The 22,924-nt window shown below is 72.0% G+C and carries 23 protein-coding genes; 20 read left to right on the top strand and 3 right to left on the bottom strand.

All coding sequences use genetic code 11. The annotated features are described in order from the left end of the window. The first annotated feature begins 46 nt into the window (after positions 1 to 46). The 5 genes from ACIQFY_RS03100 (at position 47) to ACIQFY_RS03080 (ending at position 3,343) form a co-directional block, all read left to right on the top strand. Positions 47 to 493 (top strand): hypothetical protein, encoded by a 447-nt coding sequence (locus tag ACIQFY_RS03100; RefSeq protein ID WP_144411305.1) that lies wholly within the window; start codon positions 47 to 49, stop codon positions 491 to 493. 48 nt (positions 494 to 541) lie between these two features. Then, entirely contained in the window at positions 542 to 1,504 is a 963-nt protein-coding gene (truB, locus tag ACIQFY_RS03095) for a tRNA pseudouridine(55) synthase TruB (protein WP_400338216.1), read from the top strand. Further along, positions 1,501 to 1,866: a hypothetical protein gene (locus tag ACIQFY_RS03090; protein ID WP_209682430.1), complete on the top strand. Its 366-nt coding sequence runs from the start codon at positions 1,501 to 1,503 to the stop codon at positions 1,864 to 1,866. The genes truB and ACIQFY_RS03090 overlap by 4 nt, the downstream gene beginning before the upstream one ends. Before the next feature lie 65 nt (positions 1,867 to 1,931). Next, positions 1,932 to 2,372, top strand: a complete 441-nt coding sequence (locus ACIQFY_RS03085) for a hypothetical protein (RefSeq protein ID WP_066654565.1) — start codon at positions 1,932 to 1,934, stop codon at positions 2,370 to 2,372. An 8-nt stretch (positions 2,373 to 2,380) separates the two neighbouring features. Next, the gene (locus tag ACIQFY_RS03080; protein WP_066654563.1) at positions 2,381 to 3,343 is read left to right on the top strand and encodes a bifunctional riboflavin kinase/FAD synthetase; all 963 of its coding nucleotides are present in this window, start codon (positions 2,381 to 2,383) and stop codon (positions 3,341 to 3,343) included. A 232-nt stretch (positions 3,344 to 3,575) separates the two neighbouring features. Here the strand turns inward: ACIQFY_RS03080 and ACIQFY_RS03075 are convergent, their stop codons facing one another. Further along, positions 3,576 to 4,808, bottom strand: coding sequence for a DUF349 domain-containing protein (locus ACIQFY_RS03075; protein WP_200884092.1), 1,233 nt, complete (start codon positions 4,806 to 4,808; stop codon positions 3,576 to 3,578). A 149-nt stretch (positions 4,809 to 4,957) separates the two neighbouring features. Next, positions 4,958 to 5,770 (bottom strand): peptidylprolyl isomerase, encoded by an 813-nt coding sequence (locus tag ACIQFY_RS03070; protein ID WP_400338213.1) that lies wholly within the window; start codon positions 5,768 to 5,770, stop codon positions 4,958 to 4,960. A gap of 129 nt (positions 5,771 to 5,899) precedes the next feature. On the opposite strand from ACIQFY_RS03070, the gene ACIQFY_RS03065 reads away from it, so the two are divergent. From ACIQFY_RS03065 to aroB, 9 genes are all read left to right on the top strand, one after another. After that, entirely contained in the window at positions 5,900 to 7,312 is a 1,413-nt protein-coding gene (locus ACIQFY_RS03065) for a replication-associated recombination protein A (protein WP_081984889.1), read from the top strand. 236 nt (positions 7,313 to 7,548) lie between these two features. Beyond that, positions 7,549 to 8,178, top strand: a complete 630-nt coding sequence (gene rpsD / locus ACIQFY_RS03060) for a 30S ribosomal protein S4 (RefSeq protein WP_066654559.1) — start codon at positions 7,549 to 7,551, stop codon at positions 8,176 to 8,178. Between the two features lie 136 nt (positions 8,179 to 8,314). Next, complete coding sequence (locus tag ACIQFY_RS03055; protein ID WP_066654557.1) at positions 8,315 to 8,497, top strand: hypothetical protein; 183 nt, start codon at positions 8,315 to 8,317, stop codon at positions 8,495 to 8,497. A gap of 56 nt (positions 8,498 to 8,553) precedes the next feature. Beyond that, a complete protein-coding gene (gene alaS / locus ACIQFY_RS03050) occupies positions 8,554 to 11,211 on the top strand; it encodes an alanine--tRNA ligase (RefSeq protein ID WP_209682437.1) in 2,658 nt (885 codons plus the stop codon). 8 nt (positions 11,212 to 11,219) lie between these two features. Then, the gene (ruvX, locus tag ACIQFY_RS03045) at positions 11,220 to 11,663 is read left to right on the top strand and encodes a Holliday junction resolvase RuvX (protein WP_066658313.1); all 444 of its coding nucleotides are present in this window, start codon (positions 11,220 to 11,222) and stop codon (positions 11,661 to 11,663) included. An 89-nt stretch (positions 11,664 to 11,752) separates the two neighbouring features. Further along, positions 11,753 to 13,342 carry an endolytic transglycosylase MltG gene (mltG, locus tag ACIQFY_RS03040; protein WP_400338210.1) on the top strand — a complete coding sequence of 530 codons (1,590 nt, stop codon included), beginning with the start codon at positions 11,753 to 11,755 and terminating at the stop codon, positions 13,340 to 13,342. Between the two features lie 55 nt (positions 13,343 to 13,397). Next, on the top strand, positions 13,398 to 14,633 hold the full coding sequence (gene aroC, locus ACIQFY_RS03035; protein ID WP_400338208.1) for a chorismate synthase: 1,236 nt from the start codon (positions 13,398 to 13,400) through the stop codon (positions 14,631 to 14,633). Then, complete coding sequence (locus ACIQFY_RS03030; protein WP_400338207.1) at positions 14,630 to 15,274, top strand: shikimate kinase; 645 nt, start codon at positions 14,630 to 14,632, stop codon at positions 15,272 to 15,274. The genes aroC and ACIQFY_RS03030 overlap by 4 nt, the downstream gene beginning before the upstream one ends. After that, positions 15,271 to 16,368, top strand: a complete 1,098-nt coding sequence (gene aroB / locus ACIQFY_RS03025; protein ID WP_200884091.1) for a 3-dehydroquinate synthase — start codon at positions 15,271 to 15,273, stop codon at positions 16,366 to 16,368. Before ACIQFY_RS03030 ends, aroB begins: the two co-directional genes overlap by 4 nt. Before the next feature lie 177 nt (positions 16,369 to 16,545). Here the strand turns inward: aroB and ACIQFY_RS03020 are convergent, their stop codons facing one another. Continuing rightward, positions 16,546 to 16,890 (bottom strand): hypothetical protein, encoded by a 345-nt coding sequence (locus tag ACIQFY_RS03020; protein WP_400338205.1) that lies wholly within the window; start codon positions 16,888 to 16,890, stop codon positions 16,546 to 16,548. Positions 16,891 to 17,016: 126 nt separating this feature from the next. Here ACIQFY_RS03020 and ACIQFY_RS03015 point away from each other — a divergent pair, with 126 nt between their 5' ends. The 6 genes from ACIQFY_RS03015 (at position 17,017) to ACIQFY_RS02990 (ending at position 22,920) form a co-directional block, all read left to right on the top strand. Beyond that, positions 17,017 to 18,705, top strand: a complete 1,689-nt coding sequence (locus ACIQFY_RS03015; protein WP_400338203.1) for an ABC1 kinase family protein — start codon at positions 17,017 to 17,019, stop codon at positions 18,703 to 18,705. 171 nt (positions 18,706 to 18,876) lie between these two features. After that, on the top strand, positions 18,877 to 19,440 hold the full coding sequence (gene efp / locus ACIQFY_RS03010; protein ID WP_058729119.1) for an elongation factor P: 564 nt from the start codon (positions 18,877 to 18,879) through the stop codon (positions 19,438 to 19,440). 11 nt (positions 19,441 to 19,451) lie between these two features. Next, on the top strand, positions 19,452 to 19,937 hold the full coding sequence (nusB, locus tag ACIQFY_RS03005; RefSeq protein WP_209682449.1) for a transcription antitermination factor NusB: 486 nt from the start codon (positions 19,452 to 19,454) through the stop codon (positions 19,935 to 19,937). Positions 19,938 to 19,994: 57 nt separating this feature from the next. After that, positions 19,995 to 20,591, top strand: coding sequence for a bifunctional pyr operon transcriptional regulator/uracil phosphoribosyltransferase PyrR (gene pyrR / locus ACIQFY_RS03000; RefSeq protein ID WP_209682451.1), 597 nt, complete (start codon positions 19,995 to 19,997; stop codon positions 20,589 to 20,591). Continuing rightward, the gene (locus ACIQFY_RS02995; RefSeq protein ID WP_066654539.1) at positions 20,588 to 21,550 is read left to right on the top strand and encodes an aspartate carbamoyltransferase catalytic subunit; all 963 of its coding nucleotides are present in this window, start codon (positions 20,588 to 20,590) and stop codon (positions 21,548 to 21,550) included. The genes pyrR and ACIQFY_RS02995 overlap by 4 nt, the downstream gene beginning before the upstream one ends. Next, entirely contained in the window at positions 21,547 to 22,920 is a 1,374-nt protein-coding gene (locus tag ACIQFY_RS02990) for a dihydroorotase (protein WP_311205456.1), read from the top strand. Before ACIQFY_RS02995 ends, ACIQFY_RS02990 begins: the two co-directional genes overlap by 4 nt. The last annotated feature ends 4 nt before the right edge of the window (positions 22,921 to 22,924 follow it).

Genomic DNA, 22,924 nt, shown 5'->3' with positions numbered 1-22,924 from the left:
TCGGGAGGCTCCGCTCGCGTTCACCACGACAGCCTACGGTGGGTGCATGGCACGCTGGGCACCGCAGGAGACCGACACGATGGCCGCGATCGCGAGCGAGGTGATCGCGCAGGTCGGGACGAACCGGACCGTCGTCGGCATCGACGGGCAGGACGGCACCGACCTCGAACGGGTCGCCGCGGCGCTCGTCGGGGCCTTCCAGCAGCAGGGGGTGTCCGCGATGGCTGCCGCTGCGCCGTCCGCCGACCTCGACGTCCTCCGCGCCGACGTCGTGACGCCGTTCCGCACGACCGGGGCGGGGGAGGGCGTGCTCGTCGTGCACGGGCAGGGACTGCTCGCACCGGGTCCGCGGGGGCTCTGGCGCTGGTCGCTGTGGGTGGAGCAGGAGGACGGCCGCCTCGAGCGTCGCGCGGACGTGAAGATCGCCGCCTCGGCCGTGCTCGACGTGACGGACCCGGACCACCCCCGTCGCGAGTGGAACGACGCCTGCTGACCACACCGGGCAGGTCGGGCTGACGCACGTCGCTGGTACCCTCGTCCGGTGCTCGCTACCCCGCCTGACGGCATCCTCCTCGTCGACAAGCCGCAGGGCATCTCCAGTCACCGGGTGGTGTCGATCGCACGCCGGCGCCTCGGCCTGAAAAAGATCGGCCACGCGGGCACCCTCGACCCGATGGCGACCGGTCTGCTGCTGCTCGGCGCCGGACCGTCCACCCGGCTCCTCACGCACCTGGTCGGACTCGGGAAGACCTACACGGCGACGATCCGACTGGGCGTCGGGACGGACTCGGACGACGCGGACGGCACGCCGACGTCAGCCGTCGGGGTCGCGGACGTCGACGTGTCCGACGATGCCATCGAGCGTGCGATCGCCGCGCAGCGCGGGGTGATCGACCAGGTGCCCTCGACGGTCAGTGCGATCAAGGTCGACGGGCGACGGGCCTACGACCTCGCCCGGAAGGGCGAGGAGGTCGTGCTGCGCTCCCGCACCGTCACGGTGTCCCGCTTCGAGGTCACCGGCCGCGACGACCACACCGTCACCGTCGACGGTGCAGCGGTCCCCGTCGTGGACCTCGACGTCGTGGTCGACTGCTCCTCGGGCACCTACGTCCGGGCGCTCGCGCGTGACGTCGGGGCGGCCCTCGGCACCGGCGCCCACCTCACGGCGCTCCGCCGCACCGCCGTCGGCCCCTTCGCCGTCGCGGACGCGGTGGACCTCGAGGACGAATCGGTCGACGTCGCGGCGGCCCTGGCACGCCCGGCGGACGTCGCGCGTCGACTGTTCGACGTCGTCACGCTCGACGCGGTCGCGGCGAAGGACCTCACGGACGGCAAGCGGGTCGCGGTCGAGCACCCCGACCACGACGGGCCGGTCGCTGCGGTCGCGCAGGACGACGACCGGCTGGTCGGCCTCGTCTCGGTGCGGCGCGGTCGGTTGCGGGTCATCACCAACTTCCCGGCCCCGGCGACCGTCGGGACGACGACGGACGGAGCGCGCGCGTGATCGAGTGGTTCATGTGGGTGCAGCTGGCGGTGGCCGTGGTCGCCGGGCTGTTCGCCGTGGTCGTCGGGTTCCTCGGCTGGAAGCCCAACGACTACACCGTCGGCTCCCTCGCCCTCATCGAGCTGCTGCTCCTGGCGCAGGGCGTGGTCTCGCTCGTCCTCCCCGCCGTCGGCAGTCCGCCGCAGGGCAACGCGCTCGAGTTCGGGGTGTACGCCGTGTCGGTGCTGCTCGTGCCGCCGGCAGCGATCCTGTGGGCCCTGATCGACCGGACGAAGTGGAGCACGGTCGTGCTCGGAGCCGGGGCGTTCACCGTCGCGGTGATGGTCTACCGCATGTACCAGATCTGGTTCGCGCTGAACTGAGCCCGCCGTCGTCGCCGGTGCCCGCTCGTCCGCGCGCGTCACCCGTCGTCGGTAGACTCGTCGCCGTGGCGAACAGATCCTCCCTCGCGACCGGCATCGGCCGCGTCCTCATCGCCGTGTACGGCATCCTCGCCCTCGCGGCGACCGGGCGCAGCGTCGTCCAGATCATAGAGAAGTTCTCCTTCGCGCCGTTCGCCTACACGCTGAGCGCCGTCGCCGCCGTCGTCTACATCGTGGCGATGATCGCGCTCATCGCCCCCGGCCGTGCCTGGTACCGCGTCGCCTGCGTGACCATCGGGTTCGAGATGGCCGGCGTGCTGGTCGTCGGCACCCTGTCGCTCCTCGACCGTCAGCTCTTCCCGGACGACACCGTGTGGTCGTACTACGGCCTCGGCTACCTCTTCGCACCGCTCGTGCTCCCGATCGCCGGGCTCTGGTGGCTCCGCAAGCACCACCGCACCGCCGTCGCCGGACCCGCTGCCGCGTCGGCGACGGTCGGCGAGTAGGGATCGACGTGCAGTACTACGACGACGTCGCCGACGTGGCGCAGGGCTTCGGACCGAGTGCGGTCACCATCGGCAAGTTCGACGGCGTCCACGTCGGACACCGGGCGGTGATCGCGCACCTCGAGCGCGCCGCCCGTGAGCGCGGGCTGGTGTCCACCGTGGTGACCTTCGACCGCCACCCGCTCAGCGTCATCGACCCCGACCGGGTTCCGCCGGCGCTGACGAGCACCCCGCAGCGCCGCGAGCTCCTCGAGGGCATCGGGGTCGACGCCATGCTCCTGCTGCGCTTCGACCAGGACCTGCAGTCGCAGGCACCCGAGGCGTTCGTCTCCGAGATCCTCGTCGGCACCCTGCACGCCGAGCTCGTGTTCGTCGGCAGCGACTTCCGGTTCGGCGCCCGCGGTGCCGGCGACGTCGCGCTCCTGCGTCGACTGGGGGAGCAGCACGGCTTCCGCGTCGAGCTCATCGACGACGTCGACCTGCGCGACGACGTGCGCCCCGCTGACGAGCGACGCGTCTCGTCCACCTGGATCCGCGAGCTGCTCGGTGACGGACGTGTGGCCGAGGCTGCCCGTCTGCTCGGGCGGGAGCACGCGGTCCGGAGCACGGTGGTGCACGGGAACCAGCGTGGTCGGGCCATGGGGTACCCGACGGCGAACCTCGATCCTGCGTGCGAGGGCTTCGTCCCGGCCGACGGCGTCTACGCGGCCCGCGTGCTGCACGAGGGCACGGTGTACCCGGCGGCGGTGTCCGTCGGCAACAACCCGACGTTCCAGGGCGTCCCGGCGAAGCAGATCGAGGCGCACCTGCTCGACGTCGACATCGACCTGTACGGGGACACCATCTCGGTGCTGTTCGTGTCGTTCGTCCGCGGCATGGTCGCGTTCTCGTCGATGGACGAGCTCGCGGCCCAGATGCGGCAGGACGACCTCGACATCCGGCTGTTGCTCGGACTGCCCGCGCCGGTCTGACGCCGGGCTCGGCGCGCCCGCGCGGGTCTCGGCCTGCCCCGCGCGAGTCTCGGCCGGCCAGGGGCGAGTCTCGGCCAACCGAGGGCGAGTCTCGGCCTGAGCGACACGTCTCGCGCGTCCGAGCACGAGCACCGTCGCTCAGCCCGAGACTCGGCTCGCAGCTCGCAGCTCGCAGCTCGCAGCGACGCCCCGCGACCGATCAACGGTCACGGGGCGTCCTGCGCGGTGCTGATCAGCTCCCGAGGGCGTCGAGCCAGATCTTGCGGGCGTCGAGGGCCTCTTGCGCCGCCGTGATCTTGCGTGCGTCCCCGGAGGCCTGTGCGGCCTCGAGCTCGGCCTGGAGCTTGCCGATGGCGTCCTCGAGCTGACTGGCGAGGCCGGACTGTCGCGCCTTGCGCTCCGGGTCCGAGGCCTTCCAGTGCTCGTCCTCGAGGCTCCGGACGTGGTCCTCGACCGCGCGCAGGCGGTCCTCGATCCGGCGGACGTCGCCGCGGGGGACCTTGCCGATCTCGTCCCACCGGCGCTGGATGTCCGTCAGGGTCCGGCGTGCGGCGACGCGGTCGGTCTGCTGCAGCAGCGGCTCGGCCTCGGTCAGCAGGGCCTGCTTCGCGACGAGGTTCGCGCTGAACTCCTCGTTCTCGACGGCGGCCTCGGCGTGGCGCTGCTCGAACAGCACGTCGCCGGCTGCCTTGAACCGTGCCCAGAGTGCGTCGTCGTGGCGCTTGCCGGCGCGCCCGGCCCGCTTCCAGTCGTCGAGCAGCTCGCGGTAGGCCGGGATGCCGTCCGTCCCGCGGGTCGCGAGCGCCTCGGCCTGCTGCACGAGCTCCTGCTTGCGGTTCCGCGCGTCGCGGTGCTGCGCGTCGAGCTCCGAGTAGAAGGCACGGCGGTGCTGGTCGACCGTCGAGCGGGCGGCACGGAAGCGCTTCCAGAGGTCGTTCGCGTCGTTCTTCGGCAGGCGCGGACCGTCGTGCTGGTGCTGCTGCCAGCGGGCGAACACGTCGTCGAGCTGCGCGGTGATCTGCTTCCACTGCGCGCGGGCCGGGTCGACGGCGGCGAGCGACTCGGCCTCCTCGACCAGGGACGCGCGGTACGCGAGCGCGTCCGTGAGCGCCTGCTGCGCCTGTGCCTGCTGCTCCTTGGTGAGCGACCCCACCTGCTCCGACAGGCTCGCGACACGGTTCTCGAGCGACTTCAGGTCGCCGACGACCCTGGCCTCGGCGACCTGCGTGCGCAGGTGCTCGACGGTCCGGGCGACGTCGTTCGCCGAGGCGCCACGCTGGACGCGCTGCTCGGCGATCTTCACCTGCCCCTCGAGGTCGGCGTACTTGCGCGCGAAGTACGCGAGGGCCTCGTCCGGGGTGGCGTCCGGGTACTCGCCGACAGCCTTCTCGCTGTCGTCGTACCGGACGTACACCGTCCCGTTCTCGTCGACCCGGCCCCAGGTCGTTGCTTCGTCAGGTCCCACAGGTCTCGCCTCGATCGTGGTCGTGCATCACCGACGTCCCCGTCGGCACGGTCAGGTCGTCAGCCTATTGCACCGGAGGGGCGCGGGGGCCAGTGGGACGTGCGGGCTGTGGACGACCGCGGACCCGGGTCCGTGGCGACCCGGTCCGGTCAGCCGTCCTTCCGGATGGTCGCGCCGGTGATCGTCGTGGCGACCTCCGGCTCGCCGGTGCCGTCGGACCCCGTCGACGCGATGCCCTTCGAGGTGATCTCGCGCTCCAGGTCGCCGAGCCCGCTCGTGACCTCGCCCACCACGGTGTAGCCGCCCGTCGAGCCGTCGAGCGTCGTGTCGCCGTAGACGATGAAGAACTGCGTGGACTGCGAGTACGGCGACGCGCCGCGCGCGATCGCCAGCGTGCCCTCGGCGTAGCGGCCGTCGCTCGGGACGTTCTCGAGCGGGCCGTACTGGAACCCGGCGTCACCCGTGCCGTCGCCGTTCGCCGAGCCGCACTGCAGGAACCGGAAGTCGGCGCTGTCGGCCAAGCGGTGGCAGGTGGTGCCCTCGTAGAACTGCTTCCGGATGAGGTCGATCTCCACGCTCGCCGCCTGCGGAGCGGCCGCGCCGTCGAGCTCGATGCCGAGCTCGACGTCCTTGTTCAGCGTCAGCGTGCCGGTCCAGGTCGCCCCGTCAGCGATGCCCTTGCTCGGCACCTTCCCGGTGTTGCCGGCCGTCGCACTCGCCGACGGGGTCGGGGTGGACGTGGCACTCGCGCTCGCGTCCGGTGCATCGCCGGCCCGCGATCCCGCGAAGGCGAGCTGCGACCCGGTGGCGAGCGCCGCCACGAGCACGAGCACACCCGCGCCGACGACGTTGTCCCGCACCCTCCGGCGTCGCTGCCGGTCGTGCAGGCCCTGTCGGGCCTGGTACAGACGGAGCCGCTCACGCGCCTCGCGGTTGTCGCGCGCCTGGTTCTTCGGTGCCACGGTGCTGATCGGACCTCTCGTCGACTGTGCCGACGAGCGTAGCGGACCGAGGGGGACGCCCGGCCTGGAGGCACGCAGCACGTCGGCGGTCCGGCCTACCATCGGAGCATGGCAGCGGATCGATCGGGCATGCGCGCGCCCACGACGGGTGGTCGCGCCGGGTTGGCTCAGGGGTCCGTCCCGCTGGCGGTGCGGATGCGTCCGACGAGCCTGGACGAGGTCGCGGGGCAGCAGCACCTGCTCGGGCGGGGCAGTCCGCTGGTGCAGCTCGCCACCGGGACGCGTGAGAACCCCGGCGGGGTGTCGGTGATCCTCTGGGGTCCGCCCGGCACCGGCAAGACGACCCTGGCACAGGCGATCGCGCGGCAGTCCGGTCGCGAGTTCGTGGAGCTCTCGGCCGTGACGGCCGGCGTGAAGGACGTGCGCGAGGTCATGGAGAAGGCCCTCACGCACCGCGACCTGTACGGCTCGACCACCGTGCTGTTCCTCGACGAGATCCACCGCTTCAGCAAGGCCCAGCAGGACGCGCTGCTGCCCGGTGTCGAGAACGGGTGGGTCATCCTCATCGCCGCGACGACCGAGAACCCCTCGTTCTCCGTGATCTCCCCGCTGCTCTCCCGTTCCCTGTTGCTCACCCTCAAGCCGCTCACGGACGAGGACCTCGGCATGCTCGTGGACCGGGCGGTCGAGGACCCGAGGGGCCTGGGCGGCTCGGTCGTCCTCGGGGACGACGCTCGTTCGGCGATCGTCCGGCTGTCCTCCGGCGACGCGCGTCGGGCCCTCACCGCGCTCGAGGCCGCCGCGTCCTCCGCGATCGCGGCGCGCACCGGCGATGCGGACGACGACGAGGACGAACCGCGCGACGACGTCGCCCTCGACGTCGCCCTCGACGACGTCGAGACGGTGCCGCTGGTCGACGCCGACACGGTGGCCGCCGCGGTGGACCGTGCCCTGCTGCGGTACGACCGACAGGGCGACGAGCACTACGACGTCATCAGCGCCTTCATCAAGTCGGTACGGGGGAGCGACGTCGACGCCGCGCTGCACTACCTCGCACGGATGATCGAGGCCGGCGAGGATCCGCGGTTCATCGCACGGCGCATCATCATCTCGGCGTCCGAGGACATCGGCATGGCGGACCCGCAGGCCCTGCCGATCGCCGTCGCGGCCGCGCAGGCGGTGCAGCTCATCGGGATGCCCGAGGGGCGCATCCCGCTGGCCGAGGCCGTGGTCTACCTGGCGACGGCCCCGAAGTCGAACGCGTCCTACAACGGCGTGAACGCGGCGGTGGCGGACGTCAAGGCCGGGCGGATGGGCGTCGTCCCGGCGCACCTGCGCGACGCGCACTACCCCGGCGCGAAGCGGCTCGGGCACGGCAAGGGCTACGTCTACTCGCACGACGCCGAGCACGGGGTCGCCCGGCAGCAGTACCTGCCCGACGCCCTCGAGGGCACGGAGTACTACACGCCGACCGGCAACGGGTACGAGCGTGAGGTCGGGCCCCGGCTCGAGCGACTCCGGAAGATCACCCGCGGCGAGTGACGCCCGGTGCTTCTCCGGGCCTCTCGATGCTGCTATCGTTGACGGGCCTACGTCCTGGTCCTCGCGTGCGGCTGCGCCGAGGACAGAGTCCCGCTCCGGCGGGACGGGGACAGAGGTTCGGACTGTAGCCGTCCGATCCCACAGGCTCATCCCTCTGGATCCCGTCGCCGGGACCGCGCGCACGAGTGCGTGCCGTGTCCGGCGAGTCATTCAGTTCAGACAGAGAAAAGGACCCTGTGTCTACCAAGTCACGCACCCGCAGCAAGACCCGCCTCTCGCGCGCGCTCGGCATCCCGCTGACGCCGAAGGCGGCCCGCTACCTCGAGAAGCGCCCCTACGGCCCCGGTGAGCACGGCCGTACCCGCCGTCGTGCGGACAGCGACTACGCCGTCCGCCTCCGTGAGAAGCAGCGTCTGCGCGCCCAGTACGGCATCCGCGAGAAGCAGCTCCGCATCGTCTTCGAAGAGGCCCGCAAGACGAAGGGCCTGACCGGTGAGAACCTGGTCGAGCTCCTCGAGCAGCGCCTCGACGCCCTCGTGCTGCGTGCCGGCTTCGCCCGCACCACCGCGCAGGCGCGCCAGCTGATCGTGCACCGTCACATCCTGGTCGACGGCAAGCTCGTCGACCGTCCCTCCTTCCGCGTGAAGGAGGGCCAGATGATCCACGTCAAGCAGCGCTCCGAGTCCCTCGAGCCCCTCCAGGTCGCCGCTGCCGGTGGTCACCTCGAGGTCCTGCCGAAGGTCCCGGGCTACCTCGAGGTCGAGATCGAGAAGCTCCAGGCCCGCCTGGTCCGTCGCCCGAAGCGCGCCGAGGTCCCCGTGACCTGTGAAGTGCAGCTCGTCGTCGAGTACTACGCAGCTCGCTGATCCACGGATCACGCCCGAACGGCGGGTCGTCCTCTCAGGAGGACGGCCCGCCGTTCGGCGTCCCGGCCGTCCCACGCCACTACACTCGTTCGGGCACGCACCGCTCGCGTGCGCGAGAGGGAGAAGGAGAGGCACCGTGAAGCAGCTGTTCTTCGTCGCCGTCGGCGTCGTCATCGGCTTCGCCGCCGCGCACCGGATCGCGAACACACCCGGCGGCGCCCGCCTCTTCGCGGACGTGAACGCCAGGACGAAGGCGTTCACCGACGCCGTCGCCGACGGGTACCGCTCCCGCGAGGCCGAACTCCGCACCGACGCCTGAGCGTCACCGCGCCTCAGCTCCCACGCACCCTCCGCCGACCTGAATCAGGAAGCACCATGCAGACCGCAGAGATCCGCCGCCGTTGGCTCCAGTTCTTCGGCGACCGCGGACACACCGTCGTCCCGTCCGCGTCGCTCGTCTCGGACGACCCGTCGCTGCTCTTCACGGTCGCCGGCATGGTCCCGTTCATCCCGTACCTGACCGGGTTGGTCCCCGCACCGTACCCGCGCGCGACGAGCGTGCAGAAGTGCATCCGGACCAACGACATCGAGGAGGTCGGCAAGACCCCTCGGCACGGCACGTTCTTCCAGATGAACGGCAACTTCTCCTTCGGGGACTACTTCAAGGAGCAGGCGATCCAGTACGCCTGGCAGTTCCTGACGACGCCGGAGTCGGACGGCGGCCTCGGGTTCTCGGCCGACGACCTGTGGGTCACGGTCTACGAGGACGACGACGAGGCGATCGCCTTCTGGAAGCAGCACTCGTCGCTGCCGGACGACCGGATCCAGCGCCTCGGCAAGGACACCAACTACTGGTCGACCGGGCAGCCCGGACCCGCCGGCCCGTGCTCCGAGATCTTCTTCGACCGCGGCCCGGAGTACGGCATCGACGGAGGCCCGGCGACCGACGACGACCGCTACGTCGAGATCTGGAACCTGGTGTTCATGCAGTACCAGATCGCCGACGTCCGGTCGAAGTACGACTTCACGATCACCGGCGAACTGCCGAACAAGAACATCGACACGGGCATGGGGCTCGAGCGCGTCGCCTTCATCAAGCAGGGCGTCGACAACATGTACGAGATCGACCAGGTGCGTCCGGTGCTGGACCGCGCCGCAGCGATCTCGGGCCGTCAGTACGGCGCCGTGCACGAGGACGACGTCCGGATGCGGGTCATCGCCGACCACGTCCGATCGTCGCTCATGCTCATCGCGGACGGCGTCACCCCGTCGAACGAGGGCCGCGGGTACATCCTCCGCCGTCTGCTCCGCCGCACGGTGCGCGCCATGCGCCTGCTCGGCGTCGAGGGTGCGACCTTCCCGCAGCTCTTCCCGGCGTCGCGCGACGCCATGCGCGAGGCCTACCCGGAGGTCGCCGGTGACTACGACCGGATCGCTCGGATCGCCTACGCGGAGGAGGAGACGTTCCTCCGCACGCTGGCGCAGGGCACCACGATCCTCGACGTCGCGGTCGAGCGCGCGAAGCAGGACGGTGCCCCCTCGATCGGCGGCGACACCGCATTCCTCCTCCACGACACGTTCGGCTTCCCGATCGACCTGACGATGGAGATGGCGGACGAGGCCGGCGTCCGGGTCGACCGCGGGGCGTTCGAGACCCTGATGTCGGAGCAGCGTGCCCGCGCCAAGGCCGACGCGAAGAGCAAGAAGACCGCCCTCGCCGACCTCAGTGTCTACAGCGCCTTCCGCGCGAAGGGCGAGACGGTCTTCCTGGGCTACGACGCGCTCGAGGCCGAGTCCGCCGTGCTCGGCATCATCGTGGGCGGCGTCAGCGTCGACCGCGCCGTCGCCGGTGACATCGCCGAGGTGATCCTCGGTGAGACGTCCCTGTACGCCGAGTCCGGCGGTCAGGACGCCGACCAGGGGTCGATCGTCGGCAACGGCTTCGACCTCGAGGTGCTCGACGTGCAGCGCCCGGTCGCCGGGCTCTGGAGCCACACCGTGCAGGTCCGCTCCGGCGAGGTCGGCGTCGGTGACGCCGCCACGACGGTCGTCGACGGCGAGTACCGCCGCGGCGCGACCCAGGCGCACTCGGCGACGCACCTGGTCAACGCGGCGCTGCGCGACGTGCTCGGACCGGAGGCCCTGCAGGCCGGCTCGTACAACAAGTCGGGCTACATGCGCCTCGACTTCTCCTGGTCGCAGCCGGTCTCCGGTGCCACCCGCTCGGAGATCGAGGAGGTCGTGAACGCGGCGATCCGCTCGGACCTCGCGGTGCAGACGCGCGTGCTGCCGCTCGACGAGGCCAAGGCGCTCGGTGCGCAGGCGCTGTTCGGCGAGAAGTACGGCGCCGAGGTCCGCATGGTCGACATCGGTGGTCCGTGGTCGCGCGAGCTCTGCGGTGGCACCCACGTCGCCTCCAGCGCGCAGGTCGGCCTCGTCAACCTGGTCGGCGAGTCGAGCGTCGGCTCGACCAACCGTCGCGTCGAGGCCCTCGTCGGACTCGAGGGCTTCCGCGACCTGGCCGTCGAGCGGACGATCGTGTCGCAGCTCTCGAGTGCGCTGAAGGCTCCCCGTGAGGACCTGCCGACCCGCGTGCAGGGCCTGATGGAGGACCTGCGCACCGCCCAGAAGCGGATCGCCGAGTTCGAGTCCGCCAACCTGCAGCAGCGGGTGCCGTCGATCGCACGCCGGGCCGAGACGGTCGGCGCGGTCACCGTGGTCGCCGAGACGGTCGACGGCCTGCAGTCCGGGGACGACCTGCGTGCCCTCGCGACGGGCGTGCGCGGTCAGCTCGGGGACGGTGCCGCGGTCGTGGTGCTCGGTGCCGTGATCAGCGGCAAGCCCGTGGTGATCGTCGCGACGAACGACGCGGCGCGGTCGGCCGGCATGCAGGCGGGTCCCCTCGCCAAGGAGGCAGCCGGTGTCCTCGGCGGCGGTGGCGGCGGCAAGCCCGACCTCGCCCAGGGCGGTGGCACCGATGCGGCGGCGCTGCCCGCGGCGCTGCGCGCCGTGACCGCACGACTGGCGGGCTGATCGTGCCGGTGCGTCCGGGCCGCCGGCTCGGCGTCGACGTCGGCAAGGCCCGCATCGGCGTCGCGGTCTGCGACCGCGACGGCCTGCTGGCCACCCCGGTCGAGACGGTGCCCCGGGCCCAGGCGACCGACGTGCGCCGGATCGTCGAACTGGCCGACGAGTACGACGTGCTCGAGATCGTCGTGGGGCTGCCGCTCTCGATGTCGGGTGACGACACCCCGTCGACCGCCGATGCCAGGGGCTTCGCGGAGCGGCTGGCCGAGCACCGGACCGTACGGCTGGTCGACGAACGGCTCTCGACGGTGACGGCGCAGCGCGGTCTGCACCAGGCCGGGAAGAACACCAAGAAGTCCCGCGCCGTGATCGACCAAGCGGCCGCTGTTATCATCCTGCAACACGCGCTCGACCACGAGCGTGCGTCCAGCGCCGCTCCCGGCGCAACGCTCCCCTGACCGACCGGCCCCGGGACGGGTCGGGAGACCGTCGTTCCCGGACCGACGGGGCCCAGGTGGAGCCCCCGACCCGAGAGACCGAGGATCCCTTGGCAGACGACCTGGACTGGGACGCGATCATCGCGCCCGGTGACGACGCAGGGCGGCGACGTCGCCCCACCGACCCCGACGCCGAGCCCGACCGACCGATGTCCCGTCGTGAGGCGCGTGCTGCCGAGGCAGCCGAGTCCGAGCGGGCGCGGCGGGCGCCGGCGGAGGACACCGACGGTCGTCGTCCGGCGGACCAGGACCCGGCGTCGCAGCCCTCGACGGCGGCGACGCGACCGGCATCGCCGGCGGACGCCCCGGTCGCGCGGTCGGACGACGAGCTCCACCCGGACGTCCGGGCACTCCTGACGGGGGAGCTCCGGGCGCCCGATGCGCAGGCGGTGCGTGCGGCGCGGGCCGAGGCCGGGCCGGACCGGGCCGGGCGTGACGCGGGCGTCGTCGACGGTTCCGCTGCCGCCGCGGGCGGGCCTGCCGGAGCCGACCGGGGAACCGGCGGTACCGGAGGCGGACGTGGGCGTGGTGCCGGAGGCGGGGGAGCCTCCCGGCCGCCACGCGAACCGCGGCCGAAGCGGCGACGTGGCCCGCTCGTGGCGGGCATCGTGATCGTCGCCCTCGTCCTGGGCGGCGGCGTCGGCGCGTACGCCTTCGCCGCACCCAAGGTGCAGCAGGTGCTCAGTGCGATCGGCGGGTCCAGCGAGCCTGACGACTACACCGGCGACGGGACGAGCAAGGTCACCGTGACCATCAAGCAGGGCGACATCGGCGAGGACGTCGCGAAGACCCTGCAGCGCAGCGGTGTCGTGAAGAGCTCGAAGGTGTTCTACAAGCTGCTGTTGACCTCACCGGACGTCTCGTTCCAGCCGGGCTCGTACGAGCTCAAGAAGGAGATGAGCTCGAAGGCCGCGCTCGACGCACTCAAGGACTCCGACAACCGCGTCCAGGCCTCGATCGTGATCCCCGAGGGGACCGCGCTGCAGGACATAGAGGCGGGGATGGTCTCGAAGGCGGGGCTGACCGAGGCCGAGGTCAGTGCAGCGGCGAAGGACGTGCAGGCGTACGGGCTCCCGTCCGGCGTGACGACGCTCGAGGGATGGCTCTTCCCGGCGACGTACCCGATCAACCCCGGGTGGACCGCGAAGCAGTACTTCCAGTCGATGGTCGATACGATGAAGGAGCACCTGGCCGCCGCCGGCGTGGCCGAGGGTGACCAGGAGCGGGTCGTCGTCTTCGCCTCGCTCGTGCAGAAGGAGGCCGGCCTGGCTGCCGACTACCCGAAGGTCGCGCGGGTGTTCCAGAACCGGCTCGACATCGACATGGCGCTGCAGTCGGACGCGACCGTCGCCTACGGGACGGGCAACACGCACAAGGTGACCACGACCGACGAGGAGCGAGCGGACGCGGGCAACGCGTACAACACCTACGTGCACAAGGGTCTGCCCCCGGCACCGATCTCGAACCCCGGCGACCTGGCCATCAAGGCCGTCACGAACATGGCCGACGGGAAGTGGCTCTACTTCGTGACGGTCGACCTCGACACGGGTGAGACCGTCTTCTCGGACACGTACGCGGAGCACCAGGTGGCCGTGAAGCAGTTCCAGGCCTGGCTCCGCGCACACCCCGAGTACCAGTAGGCCCGCGGCGGTCCGGTCGCGTCGCACGACCGGACCCTGTGGGAGGATGGTCGACATGCTTCGTTGGTTGACCGCTGGTGAGTCCCACGGACCCGAACTCATCGCGATGCTCGAGGGCCTGCCCGCGGGCGTCCCGGTGTCGTTCGAGTCCATCCGCGCCGACCTCGCGCGTCGGAAGCTCGGCTACGGGCGCGGGTCGCGGATGAAGTTCGAGCAGGACGAGCTCCACGTCTCGGGCGGGGTCCGCCACGGGTACTCGCTCGGCAGCCCGATCGCCATCCGCATCGGCAACACCGAGTGGCCCAAGTGGGTCGAGGTCATGAGCCCCGAGCCGGCCGAGTCGACCGAGATGTCCCGTGGTCGCAGCGCGCCCCTGACCCGACCGCGTCCCGGACACGCCGACCTGGTCGGCATGCAGAAGTACGGGTTCGACGAGGCCCGACCGATCCTCGAACGCGCGTCCGCTCGCGAGACGGCGGCGCGGGTCGCCCTCGGCGCGGTCGCGAAGTCCTTCCTGGCCGAGCTCGGCATCCGCTCGATCGCGCACACCCTGCAGGTCGGCACCGTCCGCGTGCCCGACGGCACGCCGCTGCCCCTGCCCGACGACGTCGACCGCCTGGACGAGGACCAGCTCCGCTGTGCCGACCCGGAGACCTCCGCGCGGATGGTCACCGAGGTCGAGGCGGCGAAGAAGGACGGCGACACCCTCGGCGGGGTCGTCGAGGTCCTGTTCTACGGCGTCCCGCCGGGGCTCGGCTCCCACGTGCACTGGGACCGTCGTCTCGACGCACGACTCGCCGCGGCGATCATGGGCATCCAGGCGATCAAGGGCGTCGAGGTCGGCGACGGGTTCGCCACCGCGGGACGCCGTGGGTCCGAGGCGCACGACGAGCTGTACCGCGAGGACGGCGAGATCGTCCGGACGAGCGACCGCGCCGGCGGGACCGAGGGTGGCATGTCCACCGGGACGGTGCTCCGCGTCCGCGCGGGCATGAAGCCCATCGCGACCGTGCCGCACGCCCTGCACACCATCGACGTCGCCACCGGCGAGGACGCGGCCGCCCACCACCAGCGCAGCGACGTCTGCGCGGTGCCGGCCTCGGGCGTCGTCGCCGAGGCCATGGTCGCGCTCGTGCTCGCCGATGCCGTGCTCGAGAAGTTCGGCGGCGACAGCCTGACCGAGACGAAGCGCAACCTCGACGCGTACCTGGCGGCCCTGCCGGAGACCCTGCGCACCCGCCGGACGGACGGGGCCGAGTCGCGCGCGGCCGAGCCCACGACCGTCCGGTGAGCGGCGCCGACGCGTCGACCACCGGCGGTCCCGCGGGCACCGGTGCGCCGGTCGTCGTGATCGGGCCGATGGGGGCCGGCAAGTCGAGCGTCGGCAAGCGCGTCGCCAAGGCCCTGGGCGTGCCGTTCACGGACACCGATCGCGTGATCGCGCGGGAGCACGGCCCGATCCCGGGGATCTTCGCCGACCGCGGTGAGCCGGCGTTCCGCGCGCTCGAGGCCGAGGCCGTGCGCGCAGCCGTCGCGACCGGCGGTGTGGTCTCCGTCGGTGGGGGAGCCGTGACGCACCCGGACACCCGTGCTGCGTTGCGTGGCGCTCGGGTCGTGCTGCTCACCGTGTCACCCGAGGCCGTCGCAGCCCGGATCGCGGGGACCGACCGGCCGCTCCTCGCGCAGGGCGGGATCGACGCGTGGCAGACCATCGCCGACGAGCGGGCGGCGACCTACGCCGAGCTCGCACACGCGACGTTCGACACGTCGCGCCGCCCGATGTCGCACGTCGTCGGGGACGTCGTCGCGTGGGTGACCGAGCAGCAGACCGGCTCCGGCGAGGAGCGCACCGGCTCCGCCGAGGAGCGCACCGACTCCGCTGAGGAGCACATCGGCTCCGACCAGGAGCACACCACCGGAGGGACACCGTGACCGCGTCGAACCTGCCCGAGGGCACCACCGAGATCCGGGTCGGCGGCGAGGGCGGGTCCCTCGTCGTGGTCGGCAACGACCTGTCCGGCTCGGTCCCGTCGCTGCTCGGACCCCGCGTGGCGAAGGTGCTCATCGTGCACGCACCGACCCTGGGAGCGCGGGCGAACGAGCTGCGTGCCGTCCTCGTCGAGGCCGGTCTCGACGCACTGATCGCCGAGGTCCCGGACGCCGAGGCCGCCAAGCGCGTCGAGGTCGCCGCGTTCTGCTGGCAGGTCATGGGACAGGCGGACTTCACCCGGACCGACGCCGTCATCGGGCTCGGCGGGGGAGCCGTCACCGACCTCGCCGGGTTCGTCGCGGCGACGTGGCTCCGCGGGGTGCCGTTCCTGGCGATGCCGACGAGCGTGCTCGGGCTGGTCGACGCGAGCGTCGGCGGCAAGACCGGCATCAACACCAACGAGGGCAAGAACCTGGTCGGGGCGTTCCACCACCCGCGCGCGGTGGTCGCCGACCTCGACCTCGTCCGGACGCTGCCGAGGAACGACGTGCTCACCGGGTTCGCCGAGATCGTGAAGGCCGGCTTCATCGCCGTCCCCGAGATCCTGGACGTCATCGAGGCCGACGTCGCCCGCGTCACCGACCCGACGACGCCCGAGTTCCGCCGCGTGGTCGAGCTCGCGATCGCGCTGAAGGCCGAGGTGGTGTCGGAGGACTTCACCGAGCAGGGTCGACGGGAGATCCTCAACTACGGGCACACCCTCGGGCACGCGATCGAGCACGCCGAGCGCTACCAGTGGCGACACGGGGCGGCGGTGTCCGTCGGCATGGTGTTCGCCGCGGAGCTCGCCCGGTTGACGGGCCACCTGGACGACGCCACCGTCGACCGGCACCGCTCGATCCTCGAGTCGCTGGAGCTGCCGACGACCTACGGCCTCGGTCGCTGGGAGGGCCTGCTCGCGACGATGCGGCGCGACAAGAAGGCACGAGCGGGCATGCTGCGCTTCATCATCCTCGACGGGGTCGGCAAGCCCGCCACCCTCGAGGGTCCGGAGGACCACCTGCTGTTCACCGCGTACCAGGAGGTCGGCGTCTAGCCCACCGGCGACCGGTCCGGTCAGCGGAGCTTGCGGCGTGTGCGACGCCACCACCACTTGACGCGGAGCGACACAGTGAGGACGTCGGTCCGCTTCCATTCGCGGAACTCGTCGACGGTGGCTCCGTTCACCCACGCGTAGTACTGCTCGCGCCCGTCGACGTCGAGATCCGGTGCGTCAGGGAGTGGTCTCCGGAGGGGCATCTGATCCGGTCCTTCCGTCGGTGGTCGTCGTGGTGGGGTCGGGCTGGGCTTCGGCGGCGATGATGCGACGCAGCGCCTGGGTGGCGAGCCGCCGGTCCGGTTCGGACCACCACGCTACGTCTTCGAGTGCCACGAGCACACGTTTCGAGATGTCGTACTCCGGGCTGTCCCGTCGACGAGCGAGCGCCCAGACGAACCGTGTCCAGGCATGGTCGCGGTCTGCGGACCGTCGCGCCTGGAACGCGCCGAACCAGCTGACGACGGCAGCGGCGATCGACGCCGTCGCAGCGATCGCGGCGGTGGTGCGTGCAGTGTCCATGCCACGAGGGTCGTGCAGTAGACCTGACCTGACGCGTCCGGTCAGCCGACCTGTGGGCGGTGAACCGTGCCTCCCGGCTGTGCAGGAACGGGGCAGGCCCGCAGGCCCGGGGAGCAGACTGGTGCGGTGCCCACCCCGCCCCGCCTGAGCGACCTCGGCCAGCAGGACGCCGCCGTCGGCAGCATGCGTACCCGTGCCCGACGCTTCGCCGAACTCCTGTCGATCGCCCGGCGCCACGAACTGGTGCCGTTCCGACGGCTCGACTTCTCACGCGACCCGGGGACGTCGGACCTGCGGCGGCGGCAGGCCGAGCACCTGCGTCGCGCCCTCGAGGAGGCGGGCGGCGGGTTCGTGAAGATGGGACAGCTCCTGTCGACGCGCGACGACCTGCTGCCGGACGAGTGGACCGAGGGGCTCGCGCACCTGCAGCGCAGCGTCCGCCCCGCCGACGCGGTCGAGGTCGCGGCGCTCCTCGCGGAGGAGCTGGGCGCGCCCGTCGACGAGGTGTTCGCGTCCTTCGACACCGAACCGGTCGCCGCTGCGTCCATCGCGCAGGTGCACCGGGCCACCCTCCGTGACGGCAGCGTCGTCGCCGTGAAGGTCCAGCGACCCGGGATCGACGCCGCGGTCCGGCGCGACGTCGACATCGCGCTGCGGGTCGTCAGGTTCCTGGCCCGGACGAGCACCGAGGCCCGACAGGTCGGCGTCGCGGACGTCGCGCAGCAGTACGCCGACGACCTCGTGCGGCAGGTGGACTTCACGTCGGAGATGCGGAACCTCACCGCACTGCGTGCGGCGCAGGCGCGGAGCGCCCGACCGGACGCGGTCGCCTACCCCGAGCCGTACCGCGACCTCTCCGGGCGTCGGGTGATGGTGATGGAGTTCCTCGAGGGCGAGACGCTCAGCGCGGTCCGGGCCGCCGGGGGTGGTCAGGACCTCGACGCCCCGATGCGGGCCGTCCTCGACGCCTTCCTCCGGCAGATCGTCTTCGACGGGATCTACCACGCTGACCTGCACCCGGGCAACGTCGTGCTGCTGCCCGACGGCCGCCCGGCCCTGATCGACTTCGGGTCCGTCGGCCGGCTCGACCCGGGCCTGCGGAGCACCGTGCAGGACCTGCTCGCCGGGTACATCCAGGACGACACCGAGCGGATCGCGGACGCGGTGATGCGCATGGCCCCGGTGCGTGACGTCGAGGACGAGCCGGACTTCCGCCGGGACATCGCCGCGTTCGTCGCGGACGAGCTCGGGCCCGGTGCGCGGATCGGCGTCGAGACGGTGGACGACGCCGTCGCCGTGTTCGGGCGCTACCGGCTCAAGCCGCCGCCGGACTTCGTCGCCGCGGCCCGCGCGCTGGCGATCTTCGAGGGGACCCTGCGCAGCCTCGCGCCGTCGTTCGACCTGCTCGAGGAGTCCCGCGACCTGGCGAGGCGGCAGATCCGCGACCAGCTCCGACCGCGAGCGGTCCGGGACCTCGCGGTCCGTGAGCTCTTCGGCGTGGTGTCGGCCGCGCGCAAGCTGCCCCGACGGGTCGACCGGATCACCGAGGCGCTCGAGACCGGCAGGTTCGCGGTGAACATCCGGCTGTTCTCGGACCGGCGGGACCGCGAGGTGGTCTCCGGTCTGGTCCGGCGCGTCCTGCTCGTCCTGCTCGGAGCGGGTGCCGGCGTGCTGGCGATCGTGTACCTCGCCTCGCCGGCGCGGCCGACGGCGGTGCTCTCCACCGGTGCCGCGGGCGGGATCCTGGGCGGTACCGCCGTGGTGCTGCTGGTGTGGGCCGCGATCGACGCGTGGCGGGCTCGACGCCGGCGGTGACCCACGGGTGGTCGGCCGGGCAGCCGCGCCGCCGCCCGCACTGCGCCCCGCCCCGGCCGGTCCGTGCCCGTCCGCTACACTCGACGGGGCGTCGGCGCGGGCACACCCCGCCGTCGCCGGGACCGGACGCACGTCCGGGAGACCTTCACAACACCATCGAACGGAAGACCCATGGCGAGTACCACTGACATCAAGAACGGCGCCGTTCTCATCATCGACGGGCAGCTCTGGTCGGTCGTCGAGTTCCAGCACGTGAAGCCGGGCAAGGGCGGCGCCTTCGTCCGCACCAAGCTCAAGAACGTCGTCTCGGGCAAGGTCGTCGACCGCACGTTCAACGCCGGCGCGAAGATCGACACCGCGACCGTGGACCGCCGCGACTACCAGTACCTGTACCAGGACGGCGAGTCCTACGTCTTCATGGACACCGACACGTACGACCAGGTCCCCGTGTCGGAGACCGTCGTCGGCGACGCCAAGAACTACCTGCTCGAGTCCGCCATGGTCACCATCGCGATGAACGAGGGCAACCCGCTGTACATCGAGCTCCCGACGTCGATCGTCACCGAGGTCGAGACCGAGCCGGGCCTGCAGGGCGACCGTTCCTCCGGTGGCACGAAGGACGCGACCATCATCGCGACCGGTCACCGCATCCAGGTGCCGCTGTACCTCGAGAACGGCACCACCGTGAAGATCGACACGCGCGACGGCAGCTTCCTCGGCCGCGTCAACAACTAGGCGCCGACCACATGAGTGCTCGTTCGAAGGCCCGCAAGCGCGCCCTCGACATGCTCTACGTCGCCGAGGTGCGTGAGCTCCCGATCGCGGACGTCCTGGCGACCGAGACGGTCCGGCACCTCGACCAGCCCGAGCGCGCCTCGAGCTGGGACTACGCCCGGCAGATCGTCACCGGCATCGACGACGACCGCGCTGCGATCGACAAGGTGATCGTCGAGCACGCGCAGGGGTGGTCCGTCGCCCGCATGCCCGTCCTCGACCGCTGCATCCTCCGGATGGGCGTCTGGGAGCTCCGGTACAACCCGGAGGTCCCGGACGCGGTCGCGATCGCCGAGGCGGTCGAGCTCGCGCAGTCGCTCTCGACGGAGGACTCGGCCGGCTTCGTGAACGGCGTCCTCGGCGCCGTCGCGGGCGGCCGTGCACCGTCCGGTCGGAGCGCCGACGAGGCCGCCGTACCGTCCGGTCGGACTGTCGCGGGGGACCAGGAGTCCGAGTAGGGTTGTCCACGTCAGCATCCTTTAAGTCCGTCCGGTGAGGCGGGGAAGGAGGTCGGCGTGGGCACCAGAACGGTCCTGCAACACCCCGACATCACGCGTGCTCTGACACGCATCGCGCACGAGATCCTCGAGGCCAACCACGGCGCCTCGGACCTCGTGCTCCTGGGCATCCCGACACGGGGTGCCGTCCTGGCCGAGCGGCTCGACCGCGTCCTTGCCGACATCGAACCCGAGTGGGCAGCGGACCGCGACCAGCGGCTCGGCACGCTCGACGTCACGATGCACCGGGACGACCTCGGCCACGGCATCGGTCGTGCGCCGCACCGCACGACGATCCCGACGAGCGGCATCGACGGCAAGGTCGTCGTGCTGGTCGACGACGTGCTCTACTCGGGTCGCACCGTGCGGGCAGCGCTCGACGCCCTGCAGGGCATCGGCCGGCCCCGGGCGGTGCGGCTCGCGGTGCTCGTCGACCGCGGCCACCGCGAACTGCCCATCCGGGCGGACCACGTCGGCAAGAACCTGCCGACGGCCGCCGACGAGCGGGTCACGCTGCGCCTGACCGAGACGGACGGCACCGACGAGGTCGTCATCGAGCAGCACGAGCCGACGCAGCACGAGACGACGCGGCACGAGCAGGGGGTCGCCCCGTGAAGCACCTCCTCTCCACCGCCGACCTGTCGCGCGCCGAGGCCGTCCGGATCCTCGACGTCGCCGAGGAGATGGCCGAGGTCAACACCCGCGAGGTCCGGAAGCTCCCAGCCCTCCGCGGCAAGACCGTCGTGAACCTGTTCTTCGAGGACTCGACCCGGACCCGCATCTCGTTCGAGGCAGCCGCCAAGCGGCTCTCCGCCGACGTCATCAACTTCGCGGCGAAGGGCTCCAGCGTCTCGAAGGGCGAGTCGTTGAAGGACACCGTGCAGACCCTCGGTGCGATGGGCATCGACGGCATCGTCATGCGCCACCCGGCGTCGGGAGCCCCGCGGGTCCTCGCCGAGGCCGACTGGATCGACGTCCCGGTCGTGAACGCCGGTGACGGGACGCACGAGCACCCGACGCAGGCCCTGCTCGACGCCTTCACGATGCGCCGACGGATCCACGGCACCGACAGCCGCGGCCGGGCGCTCGACGGCGTCCGCGTGGCGATCGTCGGCGACGTCCTGCACAGCCGTGTCGCCCGGAGCAACGCCTGGCTGCTGCGCACGCTCGGTGCCGAGGTGACCTTCGCCGCGCCGCCCACGCTGCTGCCCGCGGTCGACCGTCCGTTCGGCGCCGCCGTGCACCACGACCTCGACGCCGCCCTCGGGGAGGACCCGGACGTCGTGATGCTGCTCCGCATCCAGCAGGAGCGGATGAACGACGCGTTCTTCCCGAACCCGCGGGAGTACACGCGGCACTTCGGTCTGACGGCGGCACGGGCGGCGGCCCTCTCGGAGCGCACGCTGATCATGCACCCGGGCCCGATGAACCGCGGCCTGGAGATCGCCGGCGTCGCCGCCGACGACCCGCGCTCGACCGTCGTCGAGCAGGTCGCCAACGGCGTCTCCGTCCGCATGGCCGTCCTGTACCTCGCCCTGACCGGCGAGCACGAACCGAAGGAGCCCGTCGCATGACCGCCCACCTCATCCGCGGCGCGCAGCTGGTCGACGGCTCGCGTGCCGACATCCGCCTGGAGGGACGACGCATCACCGCGGTCGGCTCCGGTCTCGACACGGTCGGCGCGACGGTGGTCGACGCGGACGGTCTGCTCGCCCTCCCCGGGCTCGTCGACCTCCACACGCACCTCCGTGAGCCCGGCTCCGAGGAGTCGGAGACCGTCCTCACCGGCTCGCGGGCCGCGGCAGCCGGCGGTTTCACCGCGGTGAACGCGATGGCGAACTCGTCGCCGGTCGCCGACACCGCTGGAGTGGTCGAGCAGGTGCAGGCGCTCGGCGACGACGCCGGGTACGTGACGGTCCGCCCGATCGGCGCGGTGTCCCAGGGGCTGCAGGGCACGCACCTGTCCGAGATCGGCGCGATGGCGACCTCGCGCGCCCGGGTCCGGGTGTTCTCGGACGACGGCTCCTGCGTGTCGGACCCGCTCCTCATGCGCCGGGCGCTCGAGTACGTCAAGGGCTTCGGCGGTGTGCTCGCGCAGCACGCGCAGGAGCCCCGGCTGACCATCGGTGCGCAGATGAACGAGGGTCGGCTGTCCTCGGAGCTCGGGCTCGCCGGGTGGCCGGCCGTCGCCGAGGAGGCGATCATCGCCCGCGACGTCCTGCTCGCCGACCACGTCGGCGCACGGCTGCACGTCTGCCACGTCTCGACCGCCGGCAGCGTCGAGGTGATCCGCTGGGCGAAGTCCCGCGGCATCGACGTCACCGCCGAGGTCACACCGCACCACCTGATCCTGACCGAGGACCTCATCGCGGGGATCGACGGCGCACCCGGGTACGACGCCCGGTACAAGGTGAACCCACCGTTGCGCTCCCGCGAGGACGTCGACGCGCTGCGCGGAGCACTGGCCGACGGCACGATCGACATCGTCGCGACCGACCACGCACCGCACACCGCCGAGGCGAAGTGCTGCGAGTGGCCGGCCGCGGCGAACGGCATGGTCGGGCTCGAGTCGGCGCTGAGCGTCGTGCACGCCGCCGTGGTCGAGGACGGCCGGCTCGACTGGGCCGACGTCGCCCGCGTGCTGTCCGAGGCACCGGCGCGCATCGGCCAGGTCGAGGGGCACGGTCAGCGCATCGCCGAGGGTGCCCCCGCCGAGCTGACGCTGTACGACCCCGCGGCGGTGCGGGAGTTCTCGGTCGACGACCTGCACGGCCAGTCGCAGAACTCGCCGTACCTCGGCATGCGGCTGCCCGGCCGGGTGGTCGCGACCTTCCACCACGGCTACCCGACGCTGCTCGACGGCGTGCTCGTCGACGCCGAGACCGTCGCCGCGGCCGCAGCCGCGACCCCGTCGGCGCGGTCGACGAAGGCGGCGTCCGCGTGAGCCG

It is taken from the genome of Curtobacterium sp. NPDC092190, from assembly GCF_044755625.1.
Classification (GTDB): domain Bacteria; phylum Actinomycetota; class Actinomycetes; order Actinomycetales; family Microbacteriaceae; genus Curtobacterium.
The sequence above is the reverse complement of the archived record's forward strand: the minus strand, read 5'-3'. Positions and strand labels throughout refer to the sequence as shown.

Excerpts from the sequence above, each read along its gene's own strand:
- ACIQFY_RS03100 (WP_144411305.1), top strand. The coding sequence starts at position 47 with ATGGCACGCTGGGCACCGCAGGAGACCGACACGATGGCCGCGATCGCG.
- ACIQFY_RS03065 (WP_081984889.1), top strand. The coding sequence starts at position 5,900 with ATGCGCGCGCCCACGACGGGTGGTCGCGCCGGGTTGGCTCAGGGGTCC.
- alaS (WP_209682437.1), top strand. The coding sequence starts at position 8,554 with ATGCAGACCGCAGAGATCCGCCGCCGTTGGCTCCAGTTCTTCGGCGAC.
- aroC (WP_400338208.1), top strand. The coding sequence starts at position 13,398 with ATGCTTCGTTGGTTGACCGCTGGTGAGTCCCACGGACCCGAACTCATC.
- ACIQFY_RS03020 (WP_400338205.1), bottom strand. The coding sequence starts at position 16,890 with ATGGACACTGCACGCACCACCGCCGCGATCGCTGCGACGGCGTCGATC.
- efp (WP_058729119.1), top strand. The coding sequence starts at position 18,877 with ATGGCGAGTACCACTGACATCAAGAACGGCGCCGTTCTCATCATCGAC.
- nusB (WP_209682449.1), top strand. The coding sequence starts at position 19,452 with ATGAGTGCTCGTTCGAAGGCCCGCAAGCGCGCCCTCGACATGCTCTAC.
- ACIQFY_RS02990 (WP_311205456.1), top strand. The coding sequence starts at position 21,547 with ATGACCGCCCACCTCATCCGCGGCGCGCAGCTGGTCGACGGCTCGCGT.